The sequence below is a fragment of the Lachnoclostridium phytofermentans genome (genome assembly GCF_000733755.1).
GTDB lineage: Bacteria > Bacillota > Clostridia > Lachnospirales > Lachnospiraceae > Lachnoclostridium > Lachnoclostridium phytofermentans_A.
The window spans coordinates 327,860-342,833 of the sequence record NZ_JPOF01000006.1 but is presented as its reverse complement, the minus strand read 5'-3'; the positions used below and the strand labels follow the sequence as shown (position 1 = coordinate 342,833).

The following is a 14,974-nucleotide window of genomic DNA, read 5'->3' as shown; positions in this document are numbered from 1 at the left end:
TATTTAAAAGAACAGCGATAGAACTGAGCTTATAATTCTTAAAACTATGATAAGTAAAAAAGGCATAAGGATTTTCTAAAAAGCTGAATGATTCACATTCTAGAAGCATTTAATTTTAGAAGAATTAAGATCCTTATGCTTTTTTACATTGGTTATAGGTTATTTCTCTAGAACCTATCTTAGATTACTTGTAAATAAATAGTAAGACGTAAAAATATTATAAAGAGGGGGTTGAAAAAAATAGTCAATTCTATATACTGAAATTGACTAAATCGGTTAGGAAAAGGGGGGGGGAGTAGTTGAACGAGAAATTTATGGAGCTTCCAGAGGAAAAACAGTTAAAGGTAATCAATGCTGCCATGGAGGTTTTTGCGAAGAATGAATATAAACATGCAGTTACCGATGACATAGCATCGAAGGCAGGAATCTCGAAAGGATTATTGTTTTATTATTTTAAAAATAAGAAGAATTTATATCTTCATGTATTCCATTATACAATGGATGTTATGCGTAAACAGATTTTAGATGAAAAATTTCAGGAAATTGATGATTTCTTTGAATTATTGGAGTATGCATCTTATAAAAAGTGTGCGATAATAGAAAAAAATCCGTATCTAATGGATTTTACTATGAAGTGTATCTTCGGGGATAAAGAGAATGTGTCGCCAGAATTACAGAAAGACATTTCGAAAGAGACGGGTACGATTTATTCCGTGTATTTTAAAAATATCAACTTGAATAAGTTTCGTGAGGATATCTCTCCTGAATATCTGACTAGAATGCTTACTTGGATGTCTGAGGGTTATGTGCTTGAGAAAAAGATGCAAGGTAAGTGTCTTATAATTGAGGATATTATGGCTGATTTTAAGCGATGGTCACAGGTTTTTCGAAAGATTGCATACAAGGAGGAGTATTTAAATGAAAGTAATTGAAGTTGACCATATTACGAAAGACTATGGTAACCAGAAAGGGGTATTTGACGTATCTTTTTTTGTTAATAAAGGGGAAGTTGTCGGGTTTCTCGGACCAAATGGTGCAGGCAAAACGACTACCATACGCCAGCTAATGGGTTTTTTGCATCCTGATGAGGGAAAGGTTTCTATCCTAGGAATGGATTGCTTTGAACAAGCAAGCACGATTCAAAAAAGCTTAGGGTATTTACCTGGAGAAATCACCTTTATGGATGACATGACGGGATTAGAGTTTCTACATTTTATCGCAAAGATGAAGAAAATGAAGGATTTTTCTTATGCAGAGAATCTAATGAGTTATTTTGAACTTGATCCCAAAGGAAAAATTAAAAAAATGTCGAAGGGGATGAAGCAAAAGATAGGTATAGTTTGTGCCTTTATGAATCAACCGGACATTTTAATTCTAGACGAACCTACGAGTGGTTTAGACCCCTTGATGCAAAACAAATTTGTCGATTTAATTTTAGAAGAAAAGAAAAGAGGAGCTACAATTTTAATGTCTTCTCATTTATTTGAAGAGGTTGAAAAGACATGTGATAGAGCAGTTATTATAAAAGAAGGAAAGATTATGGAAGATGCTCAGATTGAAAAATTAAAGCATAATAGAAAGAAGGTATACGAGATAACCTTTGCTTCGAGAGAAATGGCAACACAATTTCTTGAAAATACATCTTATAAGGAAGCTGAAGTTTCCGAAAATGTAATTACGATCAGTATGAGCAGTTCTACAGATCAATTTATAAAATCACTTGCTACATATGAGATTTTAGATCTTAACGTAAAAACTCAATCTTTAGAAGAACTGTTTATGACTTTTTATGGAGGTAAAAACAATGATTAGTAAGACACTATTTTTGCGGGAAACAAAGTCAAATTATAAGATTGTACTAATCTTTCTTGCAGTACTTACGATGTATGGCTCTATGGTTGTTGCGATGTTTGATCCAAAACTTGGAGAAAGTTTACGAGCTATGGCTGAGAGTATGCCACAGATATTTTCTGCCTTTGGTATGACGAGTGTTGCTGACACGTTAATTGACTTTCTTGCAAGTTATTTATATGGTATGATATTTATCTTTTTTCCATTGATATTCATTATACTAGTATCTAATCGTATTATGGCACGATACATTGAGAGAGGTTCTATGGCATATCTTTTAGCTACGCCGACAAAACGCAGCACAGTAGCATTTACGGAAGCCATATTTCTAATCATAGGGTGTTTTATACTGGCGGTTTATGTAACTGTATTATGTATTACTACTAGTGCTATTTTATTTCCTGGGGATCTTGATATAGGTAGATTTATAATTTTAAATATTGGTTTATTTGGCGTTTTTCTATGCTTTAGTGGAATCTGCTATTGTTCTACCTGCCTATTCAGTGATTCTAAGTATCCATATGCTATCGGTGCTTCTTTGTGCGTTGTGTTTGTACTTATAAAAATGATATCACAAGTTTCAGACAAGGCAGATAAATTTAAATATGCAACACCTTTAACATTATTTGATACAAGTGGAATCATTACGGGAGAAACTAGTGCTTATATTGGGATTCTGATTTTATATGGAATTGGAATTATTTTATATGGAATTGGAATACGATATTTTTCAAGAAGAGATCTATCTATATAGACGGAATATGAGTTGTATGTGATTTGTAGGGTACTATCCTAGTTTTTGGATAGTGCTCTATTTTTATTATAATTGATTAACTATCATGCTAAATCTTATCTATGTGTAAGGATCAGTTACTAAAATAATAAGTGCTATTCTGTTAAAACTAATTCATGTCAAAGATGTTTAAAATCATGCGGGAGAGATAAAAGTGAATTGAAATATAAAATAATATAGGTAAAAGGTCTTATAAAGTACAGATTTTTTATGCGATATTCCATTAAATATATAGATTAGCTGAATGGATTTTAAGAGATGGAACAAATAACAAAGAAACAATGGGAATTTGTAGAAAATTAGTGCCAACAACCTTGATATATAACAATATAAATGGTATTATCTAGGTGTAAATAGCAAAAATAACCATAATCAAGTTGCAAAATATAAAAAAATATGGTTTAAAAAAGTATGTAATTGCTACTATATGTAATAAAATAGAAGATCATGATGAAGATAGAAAATAATTCCAGTTGAAATGGCAAGAAATCTGTATTATAGGGAATAAAAGCGCTGAATTTAAAAAAATATATAGTAATTTTTTGTTTTATTTGATACAATATGGTTGTATTTACATAGTTTTCAGGGAGGAGAAGGTATTATGAGTAATAGCTTATTTCGCTCAAAAAAAAGTACTACCGCAAAAGTTCCAGCAGAGCGTGCTAAACTGTTAGAGGAGCTTTCAAAAGTAAGTAATGGTGAAATCAATAAGATTGAGGAAGATGGATTTTTCGATGTGGAATTAGTACAACAAATCAATGCCATGATTAGTAGTCTTAGAAGTAGAGGAAACCACGATGTGCTACGAATGAACGATTCCATGGAAGAGGCAACGAACAACTCGATAATGAAGGAGATGCTCGAAACTGTATTGAGCCAGAGTAATTCAATCGAAGGACTAAGGAACTCAAGTAAGGAACTAGGAGATTCCATTTCGAATATTTCAAATGTAGTGGAAGATATTAAACAGTTTGTAGACGAAGCTGTGGTTACTTCGGTAGATAGTGCACAGAATATGACAAAAAGTATTGAAGTAGTAAACCAGTCAACAGAAGAGATACGAACGATCAATGATATGGTACAGACATTTCAATCTAAAACAATGAAAATCCATGAAATTATTGATTTAGTAAAAAAAGTTGCGCAGCAAAGTAACCTTTTAGCATTAAATGCTTCTATTGAGGCAGCTAGAGCTGGAGAAGCTGGAAAAGGTTTTGCAGTTGTTGCTGGTGAAGTAAAGGTTTTATCTGAAAGTACAACGGAATCTGCAGCTGATATTATGCGTTATGTTAAGGAACTCCAAGTAAATACAGAAGAATTAGTAGCAACGATCCATAAAACGACACAAAAACTCGAGAACGGGAATCAAATTGTAGAACGTTCTGTTAATAGTATTGAGACTTTAAAGAATCAGATGAATACGATTAATGATGAAATTAGCAGTATCTATAATTTTATTCAGAATCAAGAGGAGACGGCGAGTACATTCGTTACTTCCATTGATACACTTTCGGATTCATATGAGGAGATGCAAGGTCAATGTAACAACGCTGGAAAATACTTATTCGAGCTTGTTCGTGGTACAGATAAGATAAGAGGTAGTCTTGTTCGCAATGCAATGGGGTTAACAACGAAAGAATACTTGCGTGTATTTGAAGTTGATCATATGGTATTTACGTGGAGACTTTACAATGCGATTAGTAAGTATGAAACTCTTCAGATTGATAAAATTAATAATCCTAAGGATTGTAAACTTGGTAAATGGTGTAGCAGTCTTAACGATGAAAAGATATTAAATCATCCATCATTTTTACAGGTGAAGAAATACCATGAAGAGCTTCATACAATTGCAGTGAAATGTATACAAGAAATTGATCGACAGAATCGTGCACAGGCAGTTCATTATTACGAAGAAGCGTCTGCTACACTCCAAAAATTATTACACGAGATGGAGAAATTAAAGCAGATTGTATAACAAATATTTAATTATATAGGCTCTGAGTCAAGTTTGGGGTATGCTTAATCATTGCTCCATTACTGGATATAGAGCTATATACAAAAGGTATGAACTACTTCCAGAAATCTGGATAGGTTCATACCTTTTTTCTAAAATATTTGACTTAGTATCCCAAGGTGTTCAAGGAGTATCTTAAAACCTAATAGGATAAGTACACCACCACCAAGACACTCTGCTGCACGCTTATAACGAGCTCCAAAAATATGGCCAAGTCTAACACCAATCATGGATAGAAGGAATGTTACGATGCCAATTAAGCTAACAGCAACCACTAGATTTACATTAAGAAATGCAAAAGTAATACCAACAGCGAGAGCATCAATACTTGTAGCTACTGCAAGAACAATCATTACACGAAATGCAACAGAATCATTGGTACTACATGCTTCATTTTTTAATGCTTCCCTGATCATCTTGATACCTAGAAATACTAAAAGCCCAAAGGAAATCCAGTGATCAATCGAGGTGATATAATCACGAAAGGAGATACCTAAAAAGTATCCGATTACAGGCATTCCAGCCTGAAAGAGTCCAAAATAAGCTCCAGTAATGAATGCTTTTTTTAAGGACATTTTTTTCAATGCGAGTCCTTTACAGACAGAGACAGCAAATGCATCCATGGCAAGACCAATTGCAAGTGTGAATAAAGTGAAAAATGACATAATCTTACTCCTTCTTTTTCATCATCGTATGTTTGGCAATGTTAGAGTAGTCGTGAAAAGGAAGGAAGTCATCCCTTTTACAACAAAAAAGAGACCTATCTGTGGTATTGCCACAGATAAGTCTCGCTATTCAAAGTATAGCCAGATAGAATCTATCATTGTGTTGACTATACTACACAGTTTGTGCTAACTACTCCCTTACCAGTAGTTATATCTTATCGAATGAAAACATAATTGTCAAGTTAAAGATAGGAAAAGCAGCTCTGAGAAGATAGGAAATACAACTCTGAGAGGTAAACTTTATAATGCCTGATTTCATTGTAAACAGCTGATGTGGATAATTTTCAAGAAACAACTCTGTTATATTCACCAATTTTAATTATTAGGGATATGGAAGATCAAAATTAGTGGTATGTATAAATTACGGTGGGTACTGGTAATGACAATAATTTGCTTTTTGGCTGTCTATAAAAATATAAGCCTCTTCGAATTCATCTTTATAATAATAAACGGAACAGTCCTTTCCTACAAAATTTGTTTGCAATTCTACAAACTAGTTTTAGTATAACCGAAATGTAAATAAATGACAATGATAAAATGAACGACTGCACCATTTTTGACATATAAAAGTATAAGAATCTCTATTTCATATTATATTGTCTATTGATATGATAACTATGGAACGAGCTGAAAAATAGTATGTTTTACCCACCCAGATACCGCCACGAAAGGATGTTAAAATTCATGAACGCAATTACGAAAAACAGACAATGTAAAGAAGTATTGTATCAGATGACAGAAAAAGCTTTTGGTAAAGATAAGATATGCTTTGACAGGGAGATTGTAGAATTAGATGGTGGGTTTTGTAACGTTGTATATCTAGTTCCTTTGATAGAGGAAGATGTAATACTTAAGATTGCCCCATCCGATCAAGTTGAGATGATGTCATATGAAGAAAGAATACTAGAGACTGAGGTTGCTGTGATGGGATTAATGGAGAAGTATACAAATGTTCCCACCCCTAAAGTACTCTTTTTTGATGATAGTAAGATGATCTGTAATTCCTCTTACTTTTTCATGTCAAAATCATTAGGTGTGACCTACAATAACTTGAAAAAAGAGCTTTCTGATGATCAAAACAAATCCATCTTACAAGAACTTGGGCGATATAACAAACAGATAAACAGTATAAAAGGCACTTATTTTGGTCTTATTGGGAAAACATCCTCTCGTTTTGCAACATGTAGAGAGTTCATACTTTCCTTATTCGATATGTTAATCAAGGACGGTAAAAGAAAAGGGAGAAATCTAGTACATATTTCTTACGATGACCTTTGGGAACTTCTAACATCCTGTGAGGAGCTATTTGATGAAGTAATCACACCGAGGTTAGTTCACTGGGATTTATGGGATGGAAATATATTTGTTCAAGAGGGTAAAATATCTGGGATCATTGACTTTGAGAGGGCATTTTATGGTGATATCTTAATGGAAGATGCCTTCTCAAGTTTTAGCGAGCCTTCGAAGATTTTTCTAGAGTCCTATGGGAAAGAAGAATTTACAAAAAATGAAAAGATTCGTTGTACGATTTACCGCTTATATCGCTGTATTGTTATGATTGTTGAGTGTGATTATCGTTTGTATGATAGTGATTGGCAGTACAATTGGATGATAGATACTTTAAAAATTGAGCTTGAAAGATTAAAAGCGTTAATAAAATAAAGAGTGAATACAATAAAAGAGCTATTAGATAAAAGAGTAATTCAAGAGAGCAATCTAAAAAGGTTAAATAAAAATAAAGAAAGTAAAGTTAATATTATCTTTGTTTTATATAGATAATAGAGGCTATATACACTAATGAAAGTATTATTATAAAAAAGTTATTGAATTTAATTTCGTTAGGAGTTATCTTATTTATCATTTCTAAAAATAAGGATAAAATTAGTATAGCCAAAAAGATAATACTACATATTTGTACAAAATTTATACTACATGTAAAATAAACTATAATAATTAGTATCATTAATAATATCGAAATCTTTTCAACGAATCTTAGTGATTTGATTTTCTTTTTTATTTTCATATAATCCCCTTTAAAAAAGTAATAAAATAGTCCTTAAAGACTATTTTATTACTTTTGTTAAATAATGTAAAGTTATTATCCCAATAACCCCTATAGTGTATCTGTGTTTAGGAATAAAATAGAATAACCTAACTCTTATATTTTGATAAGCTATTCTACCTATCTATTGTTTTGCTGCATTTAAATGAAACTCTTTTTCATAACTAATATCAGGTGGTTGCGGGTAAGTATAAAGGTCCCCCTTATAGTTACGCATTACTACCTCGTTATCATCGATTGATACGATATATTCCGGATTGACAGGTATTTTACCACCGCCACCGGGTGCATCAATAACAAACTTTGGTATTGCATAACCAGAGATATATCCTTGCAAATGATGAATAATCTCGATACCCGTTTCTACTCTAGTTCTAAAGTGGCCTAACCCCTGGCTTAAATCACACTGATACAAGTAATAAGGACGAATGCGGTTCTTTACTAGGTTTAATAACAAATCTTTCATAATGTCTGTAGAATCGTTAATACCACGAAGCAGAACACTCTGATTTCCAAGAGGTATGCCTGCTTCCACTAACCTAGCACAAGCGTTCATGGAATCTATGGTAATCTCTTTTGGATGGTTAAAATGAGTATTAATCCAAATTGGTTCATAATTATGAAGCATGTTTGTTAATTCCGGGGTAATTCTCATTGGTAAAACAACAGGAACTCTGGTGCCGATTCGTATAATCTCCACATGTTCGATTGACCGAAGTTTTTTAAGTATTCGTTCTAGCTTCTCATTACTCATCGTGAGTGGATCACCGCCTGAGATAAGAACATCTCGAATTTCTTCCTTGCTTTTGATATATTCAATAGCTGTATCCACTTCTTGGTCCGAGATTACCATGTCTTCTTCACCAACCAAACGACGTCTGGTACAGTGTCTACAGTACATGGAACATTGGTGGGTTACCAGAAAAAGTACACGGTCGGGATACCGATGTACAATACCTGGAACTGGGCTTTCGCCTTCTTCATTCAATGGGTCTGCCATTTCACAAGGAAGGATGCGATTTTCTAAGCTACTAGGAACCGCTTGCATACGAATCGGACAATTTTTATCCGCTTGGTCCATTAAGGAAGCATAGTATGGTGTAATCGCCATACGGAATTGACCCAAACAGTCGGATATTTCTTGTTTCTCCTGTTCTGTTAATTCGATTGACTTAGAGAGCTCACTAACCGTTGTAATACGGTTGCGAAACTGCCACCGCCAATCATACCAATCGGAATCCGGAATTAAATTACCATGAAAGATATGTTCGCTCATTTCTTACGCCCCCTCGTTAGATATGAAATGGAAGACCATTCCGTTGGAGTGCGTTTCTAAGAATACTGCGAACTAATGTAACATAGTCCATTCCACAAAACTCAGCCAGCATTGGAAAGTCGCTGTAACCTGGAGCCAAACCAGGAAGAGGATTTATTTCAATGAAATAAGGTTTCCCTTCGGAATTTAATCGAAAATCGACTCTGGAAAAATCGTGGCAATGAAGTACTTTAAATATCTTTTTTGCCATAGTAATCATTTCTTCTTCGATTTTTGGATCAAGGTTTGGTGGGCATTCATAGCGAATTAATTTTTTATAATCTTGTTTCACATTATAGCTATAGATATTAAACTTATTGTTTTTCTTCAGATAAATAATCTCCATAGGGTAAAATACATGAATATCGTCTCCATTACCGAGTACGCCAACGGTAAATTCTCTACCGTCGATGTATTCCTCCACTAGCATATCCTGGCCATAAGCCTTGATATTATTAGATACGAGTGTTTTTAGTTCTTCTTTGTTTGTGGCAATGCAAATATCGGAGATACCTTTACTGGAACCTTCCGCATTTGGTTTTACAATGCACGGAAAAGAAAATTTAGTATTAAGACGATTGTCGTCTTTCGTAAACACTCGGTATTTCGGTGTTCTGATGCGATAGGTGGATAAAACTCGTTTGCAAAGTGCCTTATCAAGTGCAAGGCATAGGGTTGTTTCGTCCGAACCGGTAAATGGAATGTTAAACATATTAAGAACTGCAGGAACCTCAGCTTCTCTGCCTCTTCCTTTCAGCCCTTCTGCAATATTAAACACAATATCCACCGGTGTCTCTTGTAGCCGTTTTGGTAAATTAGTATCTGCCTCCATTAATTCTACGTGGCAATTGTCGCCCTCTAAGGCGTTTTTGATGGCTAGAACCGTATCGATGCTGTCATATTCTGCTTCTGCATCTACGACTTCGGTACGAATCCCCTTCTTTAAGTTATAAGTTATTCCAACCCGTAGTTTGGAATAAGGGTCAGCTTCATCTCCCAAGCTGCCTTTTGCATCATTTTCCATAAATTTCACCGTTCCTTTGATGATTTTTTATCGTTGCTTGGATATCTAATGGATTTTTTGGAACATAGGCCAAAGTATCTTATTAAGCTTAATATTGTTAATCAAACTAGCTCTTTGTAACTAATTAATCATAGCTATCCGTCGCTATTTAATCGAAGGAATTCTATGTACATTAACCAATGTTATTCTTTGTATCTCATCCATAGATATCAAGGAAATTCTACACTTTTTTAGTATGATGTCAATAGATAAATCACAAGCTCATATTAAGATTTTGTTAAGTTTTTAAACCACGTTTTTTTTTGGTTTTACGATTGTATTTTTAGGATAAGTTAATCAATGAAAACACCGATGGTATTGAGCTTATTTTCATGACATATGATAGTAATAATAGTAAGAATATCAATATAGAATATGCTTCAATTTACCAAAAGGAAACACATAATATAAGTATATTCTTATAGAAAAAAAGGAGAGTAGATGAGTAGGTATAAGGTATGTGTATATGCTGTATGTAAGGATGAAGAACAGTTTGTAGATCGCTTTATGGTAAATCTAAAAGAAGCTGACATGGTAATCATAGGGGATACTGGATCCACAGATAATACAGTTCAAAAGTTTAAGGATACCGGTGCTATTGTTTACGAGATGCCAATCAAACCATGGAGATTTGATAAAGCAAGAAATGAGCTACTAAAGTTTATACCAGAGGATGTTGATATCTGTGTGGCACTTGATGTGGATGAGATAATTAATGCCGGCTGGAGAGATGCACTAGAAGATGTATGGCAACCAAGTAGTTGCCTTGGTAGGTACCAATACATCTGGAGTTTTAATCCAGATGGTAGCCCTGCGGTGCAATTTGTACAGCACCGAATCCATGCGAGAAAGAATTACCACTGGATATATCCAACCCATGAGATTTTAGAGTATACAGGAAAAGGCTGCCAAGAAGATGTGTTTATTTCAGGGTTAGTAGTCGAGCATTATCCTGATAAAACGAAGGACCGTAGTTTTAACGTTAGTTTATTAGAGTTAGCAATGCAAGAGTTCCCGGATGATGTTAGAAATCTACATTATCTTGGAAGAGAATATATGTTTGTCAATCGATATGATGATGCGATTGAAACCTTCAAAAAATATTTAGATCATCCGCGCTCTAATTGGAATGAAGAACGAAGTGCAACAATGAGATTTATTGGACGCTGTTATAATGGAAAAGGTGAGTATCTGCAAGCGAAAGCTTGGATGCTAAAAGCGATAGCAGAAATTCCTTATATTCGTGATTCTTATATAGAACTTGCATTTCTTGCATATGGTGAAAAGGATTGGAATACAGTTTACTACGCAGTAACCGATGCACTTAAAATAAAAGATAAGAATATATTGGGTTACCCAAGTGATCCACGTGCCTGGAACTCCGATATTTATGACATTGGGTCCATTGCATGTTTTCATATTGGATTAGTCGATAATGCAATTGAGTTTGCAAAGATAGCATTTCGATTATCACCTGAGGACGCAAGAATTCAAAATAATATAAGTTTTATGGAGAAGGAAAAAGAGCTACAACAAGAAAGAGACTGGGAAGCGGTGAATCAAAGAAAGGAAACAAAGGACATTCAAGAGGTATGAAAATATATAAAAAACATAAAAAATAAAATTAAAGAAATAAAACTAAGAAATAAAATTAGTTTTAGACAGATAGTTAACATCACACCATAGTGAATTAATAGCTATGGTGTGATGCTTTTTGAATTTTGTTTATAGATATTTTTGAATTTTTACATAGTGTTTTTTGCTTTATACTATTCGTAATGTAATACTAAATGATGGAGATTAGTAGTTATAGATTAGCAGCATCTACAGCATCTACAGCATCTACAACATCTACAGCATCTACAGCATCTGCAACATCTTCTATCGCAGTCGCAGTCTCTACGGTCGCAGTCTCGGTCGCAATCTCTGTCGCAGTCTCTACGGCAATCGCAATCGCAGTCTCTATTGCATCTGCAGCATCTATTGCATCCAAAATTAAAAAAGCAGCACATATTATCATTCCTTTCTTTTTATATTTATACTATAAGATATGATTTCCTTTCTGCTTTGTGACAAAATAAGAGCTTTTTTAGCAAAAAAATAAATGTTATGTATTAAGAAAGTACTTATTATCAAATTTACAAGATTTTTGTTCCTTAAGCATATCAAATAAATGTAAAGAACATTTAAATTACGTGACATAAACTTGCCACACAGGGTAAGTTATAATGTTACAAATTTATAGTATGAGGTGACAGGAATGCAAGGAAATCGTTTGTTTGAAATCACATATCTTCTAATGGATAAAAAAAGTATGACAGCAAAAGAGTTGGCAGAGCATTTTGAGGTATCTGTAAGAACCATATACCGAGATATTGATGCGCTTTCCTTAGCCGGAATACCAGTCTATACAACCAAAGGTAAAGGTGGCGGGATTTCATTAATGGAATCTTATGTCCTTAATAAAGCGGTGTTATCCGAAAAGGAACAAGAAAATATTTTAGCATCTCTCCAAGGATTACATGCAATCAGCCGTTCAGAGGAAGCAACACTAAGAAAACTTAGTTCCATCTTCGGAAAGAAAGAAGAGACTTGGATCGAGGTGGATTTTTCAAGATGGGGAAGTAATACGGAAGAGAAGGAAAAGTTCGATTTGATAAAACAAGCAATTCTTGAAAAAAAAGAATTAGAGATTATTTACTATAATTCATCTGGAGAAGAGTCAAAGAGGATAGTTTATCCATTAAGGCTTATATTTAAAGCACAATCCTGGTATTTATATGCATATTGCAAAGAAAAAAAAGATTATCGTGTCTTTAAATTGCGAAGAGTTAAAAATCCTCAGATACATTCAAAAAGATTTGTAATTGAGGTGCCACCGATCGACTTGGATGCAATGATAAATCAAAGTGAAGTAAAAATGGAACAAATCATATTAAAACTGGATCATTCCTTATCCTATCGTGTGTTTGATGAATTTCAACAAGATGAGATAATAGAACTAAATGATGGAAATTATCTAGTGACATTTCAAGCATCCTTATCTTGGGTTTATAATTTTATTTTATCTTTTGAGGATAAAGTTGAAGTTGTTTCACCAAACTCTGTGAGAGAACAGATGATAACAATCTATCGCAATGCATTACTTAAATACGAATAAAAATCTTCTCTTTTGAGATATTAAGTGTGTACGGGAGAATTTTATGAGATTATAAACACTCCGAGGGATGCGCATTCATCCTTTGGGTTCGGCGCGACAAAGTACTGCAAAAAAAAATTCATATCGTACAAAATGTGTGAGGATAGGCGAAAGATAAATAATATTACAGAACAATTAAGATAAAGTTTTATCATAGAAGGATTGGAGCAGAATACATGAATGAAAAAATATATGAATTTGAAGCAATCATAAAGAAAGTGCCTGATATTGATGGAGCTTATATTGAGATTCCGTTTGATGTGAAACAAGAGTTTAAAAAAGGTAGAGTTCCTGTAACTGCTACATTTGATGGTGTTGTTTATGAAGGAAGCTTAGTTAGAATGGGGACTCCTAGTCACATCATAGGAATAAAAAAAATGATAAGAGAGCAAATCAAGAAACAACCAGGAGATATCGTCAAAGTTACCATAAAGGAACGACAGAAACAGGAGAAGTGACATGGATGGAAATGCAGAATTATTAAACTTTGTTTATCAAAATTCTCAAATGGGAATAGAAACATTACATCAAATTATTGGAATTGTTGAGGATAACAAATTTAAGAAACGCTTAGAGTCACAATACAAAGAATATGAAAAGATAAACAAAGCCGCCGAAAAGCTATTGAATTCCAATGGTTACGATGAAAAAGGAATTAGTGCTTTTGATAAGATTAAGACCTACTTCATGATAAATATTCAAACGCTGACCGATAAAAGTACGTCTCATATTGCAGAAATGTTAATTATAGGTAGTAATATGGGTGTAATTGATGCTATTAAGAATCTAAAGAAGTACAAAAATGCGGAACAAGAAATTAATGAACTGATGGATCAATTACTAAAGTTTGAAGAAGATAATATCAAAGAGCTAAAGGAGTATTTATAGGAGGTTTGCTATGGCGAAAGCAGGGATGAAACGACCAGACCCACAAGAACCACATGGAACAGAAAGTAATAAGAAATTACATTTAAAGAAAAATGATCAGCCACCTGTACCAGAAATTCAGGGTAAAGCAAAAGCTGGTCATAAAAAGGCATCTCAAATGCAGGAGAATTCAAAATGAAACAAAGGGAATGGAAAAAGACAAATAAGGATTATAACAAAGAGTCTCGAATATCCAGTAAAAGTTATAAAACTGCCACTTCTCCTAGAACAGAGTCACAAGGAGGAGACAAAGAGCAAGCAGATCGTCTTTTTTGCGAATTGGAACATGAGCTTATCACGAGAGAAAAGCCATCTCTTTATCTCAACACGTTATTATCTAGACCTGAGTTTTATCAGTATCCTTTTTCCATGCTTTCCTCCCTAGAAAAGACAGAACAATCTCCAAAGTATCATCCAGAAGGCAATGTCTGGATTCATACAATGATGGTAGTCGATGTTGCGGCTACTGTAAAAGAAAAGAGTGAAAAACCAACTGCAATTATGTGGGCTGCCTTACTACATGACATTGGAAAACCTGAGACAACCAGGTTTCGTAAAGGAAGAATTACCTCCTATGATCATGATAGAGTTGGAGCTGAACTTGCAGATAAGTTCTTGTCTGAGTTTATTACTGATCGAGAGTTTATAAGATATGTTTGTTCTTTAATACGTTGGCACATGATGATACTATACGTGAATAAGGACCTGCCATTTGGAGATTTAAAAACGATGTTAAGTGAGGTTCGAGGAGAGGATTTGGCTATCCTTGGATGGAGTGATCGTACAGGTAGAACTGGTATCGATGTAAATGCGGAAAGAGAAGCGATAGAGTTATTTTATAAAAAAACAAAAATCTAAGGAAATGTAGCTAATATACTTGAAATAGAAAGGAATTAGAAGGTATAATATGATAGAAGCTAACTTTTTCTATATTTTATTATAACGCATTACTATTGATTTGTAGTAAAATCAAGGGCTGTTGCAACATAATATTTGCCCAATGGAAATCATATGCATTTAGAATA

Annotated in this window: 15 protein-coding genes; 11 read left to right on the top strand and 4 right to left on the bottom strand. The window is 33.9% G+C overall.

The window, feature by feature from the left end:
* The first annotated feature begins 299 nt into the window (after nt 1-299).
* The 4 genes from CC92_RS0114945 to CC92_RS0114930 all read left to right on the top strand — a co-directional run bounded on the left by CC92_RS0114945 (nt 300) and on the right by CC92_RS0114930 (nt 4,619).
* Nucleotides 300-932 (top strand): TetR/AcrR family transcriptional regulator, encoded by a 633-nt coding sequence (locus tag CC92_RS0114945; protein ID WP_029505106.1) that lies wholly within the window; start codon nt 300-302, stop codon nt 930-932.
* Entirely contained in the window at nt 919-1,812 is an 894-nt protein-coding gene (locus CC92_RS0114940; RefSeq protein WP_029505105.1) for an ABC transporter ATP-binding protein, read from the top strand. Before CC92_RS0114945 ends, CC92_RS0114940 begins: the two co-directional genes overlap by 14 nt.
* Complete coding sequence (locus CC92_RS0114935; protein ID WP_029505104.1) at nt 1,805-2,605, top strand: ABC transporter permease subunit; 801 nt, start codon at nt 1,805-1,807, stop codon at nt 2,603-2,605. Before CC92_RS0114940 ends, CC92_RS0114935 begins: the two co-directional genes overlap by 8 nt.
* Nucleotides 2,606-3,245: 640 nt before the next feature.
* Nucleotides 3,246-4,619 (top strand): methyl-accepting chemotaxis protein, encoded by a 1,374-nt coding sequence (locus CC92_RS0114930; protein WP_051650928.1) that lies wholly within the window; start codon nt 3,246-3,248, stop codon nt 4,617-4,619.
* Nucleotides 4,620-4,750: 131 nt separating this feature from the next.
* On the opposite strand, the gene CC92_RS0114925 is transcribed toward CC92_RS0114930, so the two are convergent.
* Nucleotides 4,751-5,323, bottom strand: coding sequence for a manganese efflux pump MntP family protein (locus CC92_RS0114925; protein WP_029505102.1), 573 nt, complete (start codon nt 5,321-5,323; stop codon nt 4,751-4,753).
* A 744-nt stretch (nt 5,324-6,067) separates the two neighbouring features.
* Between CC92_RS0114925 and CC92_RS0114920 the strand changes: the two genes are divergently transcribed.
* Entirely contained in the window at nt 6,068-7,045 is a 978-nt protein-coding gene (locus tag CC92_RS0114920; RefSeq protein WP_029505101.1) for a phosphotransferase family protein, read from the top strand.
* A 524-nt stretch (nt 7,046-7,569) separates the two neighbouring features.
* Here the strand turns inward: CC92_RS0114920 and ablA are convergent.
* Both ablA and CC92_RS0114905 read right to left on the bottom strand, forming a co-directional pair.
* The gene (gene ablA, locus CC92_RS0114910; protein ID WP_051650927.1) at nt 7,570-8,721 is read right to left on the bottom strand and encodes a lysine 2,3-aminomutase; all 1,152 of its coding nucleotides are present in this window, start codon (nt 8,719-8,721) and stop codon (nt 7,570-7,572) included.
* A gap of 16 nt (nt 8,722-8,737) precedes the next feature.
* A complete protein-coding gene (locus CC92_RS0114905; protein WP_029505098.1) occupies nt 8,738-9,784 on the bottom strand; it encodes a D-alanine--D-alanine ligase family protein in 1,047 nt (348 codons plus the stop codon).
* Nucleotides 9,785-10,264: 480 nt separating this feature from the next.
* On the opposite strand from CC92_RS0114905, the gene CC92_RS0114900 reads away from it, so the two are divergent.
* Nucleotides 10,265-11,419: a tetratricopeptide repeat-containing glycosyltransferase gene (locus CC92_RS0114900; RefSeq protein ID WP_051650926.1), complete on the top strand. Its 1,155-nt coding sequence runs from the start codon at nt 10,265-10,267 to the stop codon at nt 11,417-11,419.
* Between the two features lie 211 nt (nt 11,420-11,630).
* Here the strand turns inward: CC92_RS0114900 and CC92_RS0114895 are convergent, their stop codons facing one another.
* Nucleotides 11,631-11,843: a hypothetical protein gene (locus CC92_RS0114895; protein ID WP_029505096.1), complete on the bottom strand. Its 213-nt coding sequence runs from the start codon at nt 11,841-11,843 to the stop codon at nt 11,631-11,633.
* Between the two features lie 240 nt (nt 11,844-12,083).
* On the opposite strand from CC92_RS0114895, the gene CC92_RS0114890 reads away from it, so the two are divergent.
* The 5 genes from CC92_RS0114890 (at nt 12,084) to CC92_RS0114870 (ending at nt 14,807) form a co-directional block, all read left to right on the top strand.
* The gene (locus CC92_RS0114890) at nt 12,084-12,983 is read left to right on the top strand and encodes a helix-turn-helix transcriptional regulator (RefSeq protein WP_029505095.1); all 900 of its coding nucleotides are present in this window, start codon (nt 12,084-12,086) and stop codon (nt 12,981-12,983) included.
* Between the two features lie 215 nt (nt 12,984-13,198).
* On the top strand, nt 13,199-13,480 hold the full coding sequence (locus tag CC92_RS0114885; protein ID WP_029505094.1) for a DUF1905 domain-containing protein: 282 nt from the start codon (nt 13,199-13,201) through the stop codon (nt 13,478-13,480).
* 1 nt (nt 13,481) lies between these two features.
* Nucleotides 13,482-13,910: a hypothetical protein gene (locus CC92_RS0114880; protein WP_029505093.1), complete on the top strand. Its 429-nt coding sequence runs from the start codon at nt 13,482-13,484 to the stop codon at nt 13,908-13,910.
* A gap of 10 nt (nt 13,911-13,920) precedes the next feature.
* Nucleotides 13,921-14,088, top strand: coding sequence for a hypothetical protein (locus CC92_RS22820; RefSeq protein WP_197035804.1), 168 nt, complete (start codon nt 13,921-13,923; stop codon nt 14,086-14,088).
* Nucleotides 14,085-14,807 carry an HDIG domain-containing metalloprotein gene (locus CC92_RS0114870; protein WP_081841964.1) on the top strand — a complete coding sequence of 241 codons (723 nt, stop codon included), beginning with the start codon at nt 14,085-14,087 and terminating at the stop codon, nt 14,805-14,807. Before CC92_RS22820 ends, CC92_RS0114870 begins: the two co-directional genes overlap by 4 nt.
* Nucleotides 14,808-14,974 lie beyond the last annotated feature (167 nt).

What these genes read in the sequence shown, in the direction of transcription:
- CC92_RS0114905 (WP_029505098.1), bottom strand. Translation starts at nt 9,784, where the DNA reads ATGGAAAATGATGCAAAAGGCAGCTTGGGAGATGAAGCTGACCCTTAT.
- CC92_RS0114895 (WP_029505096.1), bottom strand. Translation starts at nt 11,843, where the DNA reads ATGATAATATGTGCTGCTTTTTTAATTTTGGATGCAATAGATGCTGCA.
- CC92_RS0114920 (WP_029505101.1), top strand. Translation starts at nt 6,068, where the DNA reads ATGAACGCAATTACGAAAAACAGACAATGTAAAGAAGTATTGTATCAG.
- CC92_RS0114880 (WP_029505093.1), top strand. Translation starts at nt 13,482, where the DNA reads ATGGATGGAAATGCAGAATTATTAAACTTTGTTTATCAAAATTCTCAA.
- CC92_RS0114935 (WP_029505104.1), top strand. Translation starts at nt 1,805, where the DNA reads ATGATTAGTAAGACACTATTTTTGCGGGAAACAAAGTCAAATTATAAG.
- CC92_RS0114890 (WP_029505095.1), top strand. Translation starts at nt 12,084, where the DNA reads ATGCAAGGAAATCGTTTGTTTGAAATCACATATCTTCTAATGGATAAA.
- CC92_RS0114900 (WP_051650926.1), top strand. Translation starts at nt 10,265, where the DNA reads ATGAGTAGGTATAAGGTATGTGTATATGCTGTATGTAAGGATGAAGAA.
- CC92_RS0114940 (WP_029505105.1), top strand. Translation starts at nt 919, where the DNA reads ATGAAAGTAATTGAAGTTGACCATATTACGAAAGACTATGGTAACCAG.
- CC92_RS22820 (WP_197035804.1), top strand. Translation starts at nt 13,921, where the DNA reads ATGGCGAAAGCAGGGATGAAACGACCAGACCCACAAGAACCACATGGA.
- CC92_RS0114885 (WP_029505094.1), top strand. Translation starts at nt 13,199, where the DNA reads ATGAATGAAAAAATATATGAATTTGAAGCAATCATAAAGAAAGTGCCT.
- ablA (WP_051650927.1), bottom strand. Translation starts at nt 8,721, where the DNA reads ATGAGCGAACATATCTTTCATGGTAATTTAATTCCGGATTCCGATTGG.
- CC92_RS0114870 (WP_081841964.1), top strand. Translation starts at nt 14,085, where the DNA reads ATGAAACAAAGGGAATGGAAAAAGACAAATAAGGATTATAACAAAGAG.
- CC92_RS0114925 (WP_029505102.1), bottom strand. Translation starts at nt 5,323, where the DNA reads ATGTCATTTTTCACTTTATTCACACTTGCAATTGGTCTTGCCATGGAT.
- CC92_RS0114930 (WP_051650928.1), top strand. Translation starts at nt 3,246, where the DNA reads ATGAGTAATAGCTTATTTCGCTCAAAAAAAAGTACTACCGCAAAAGTT.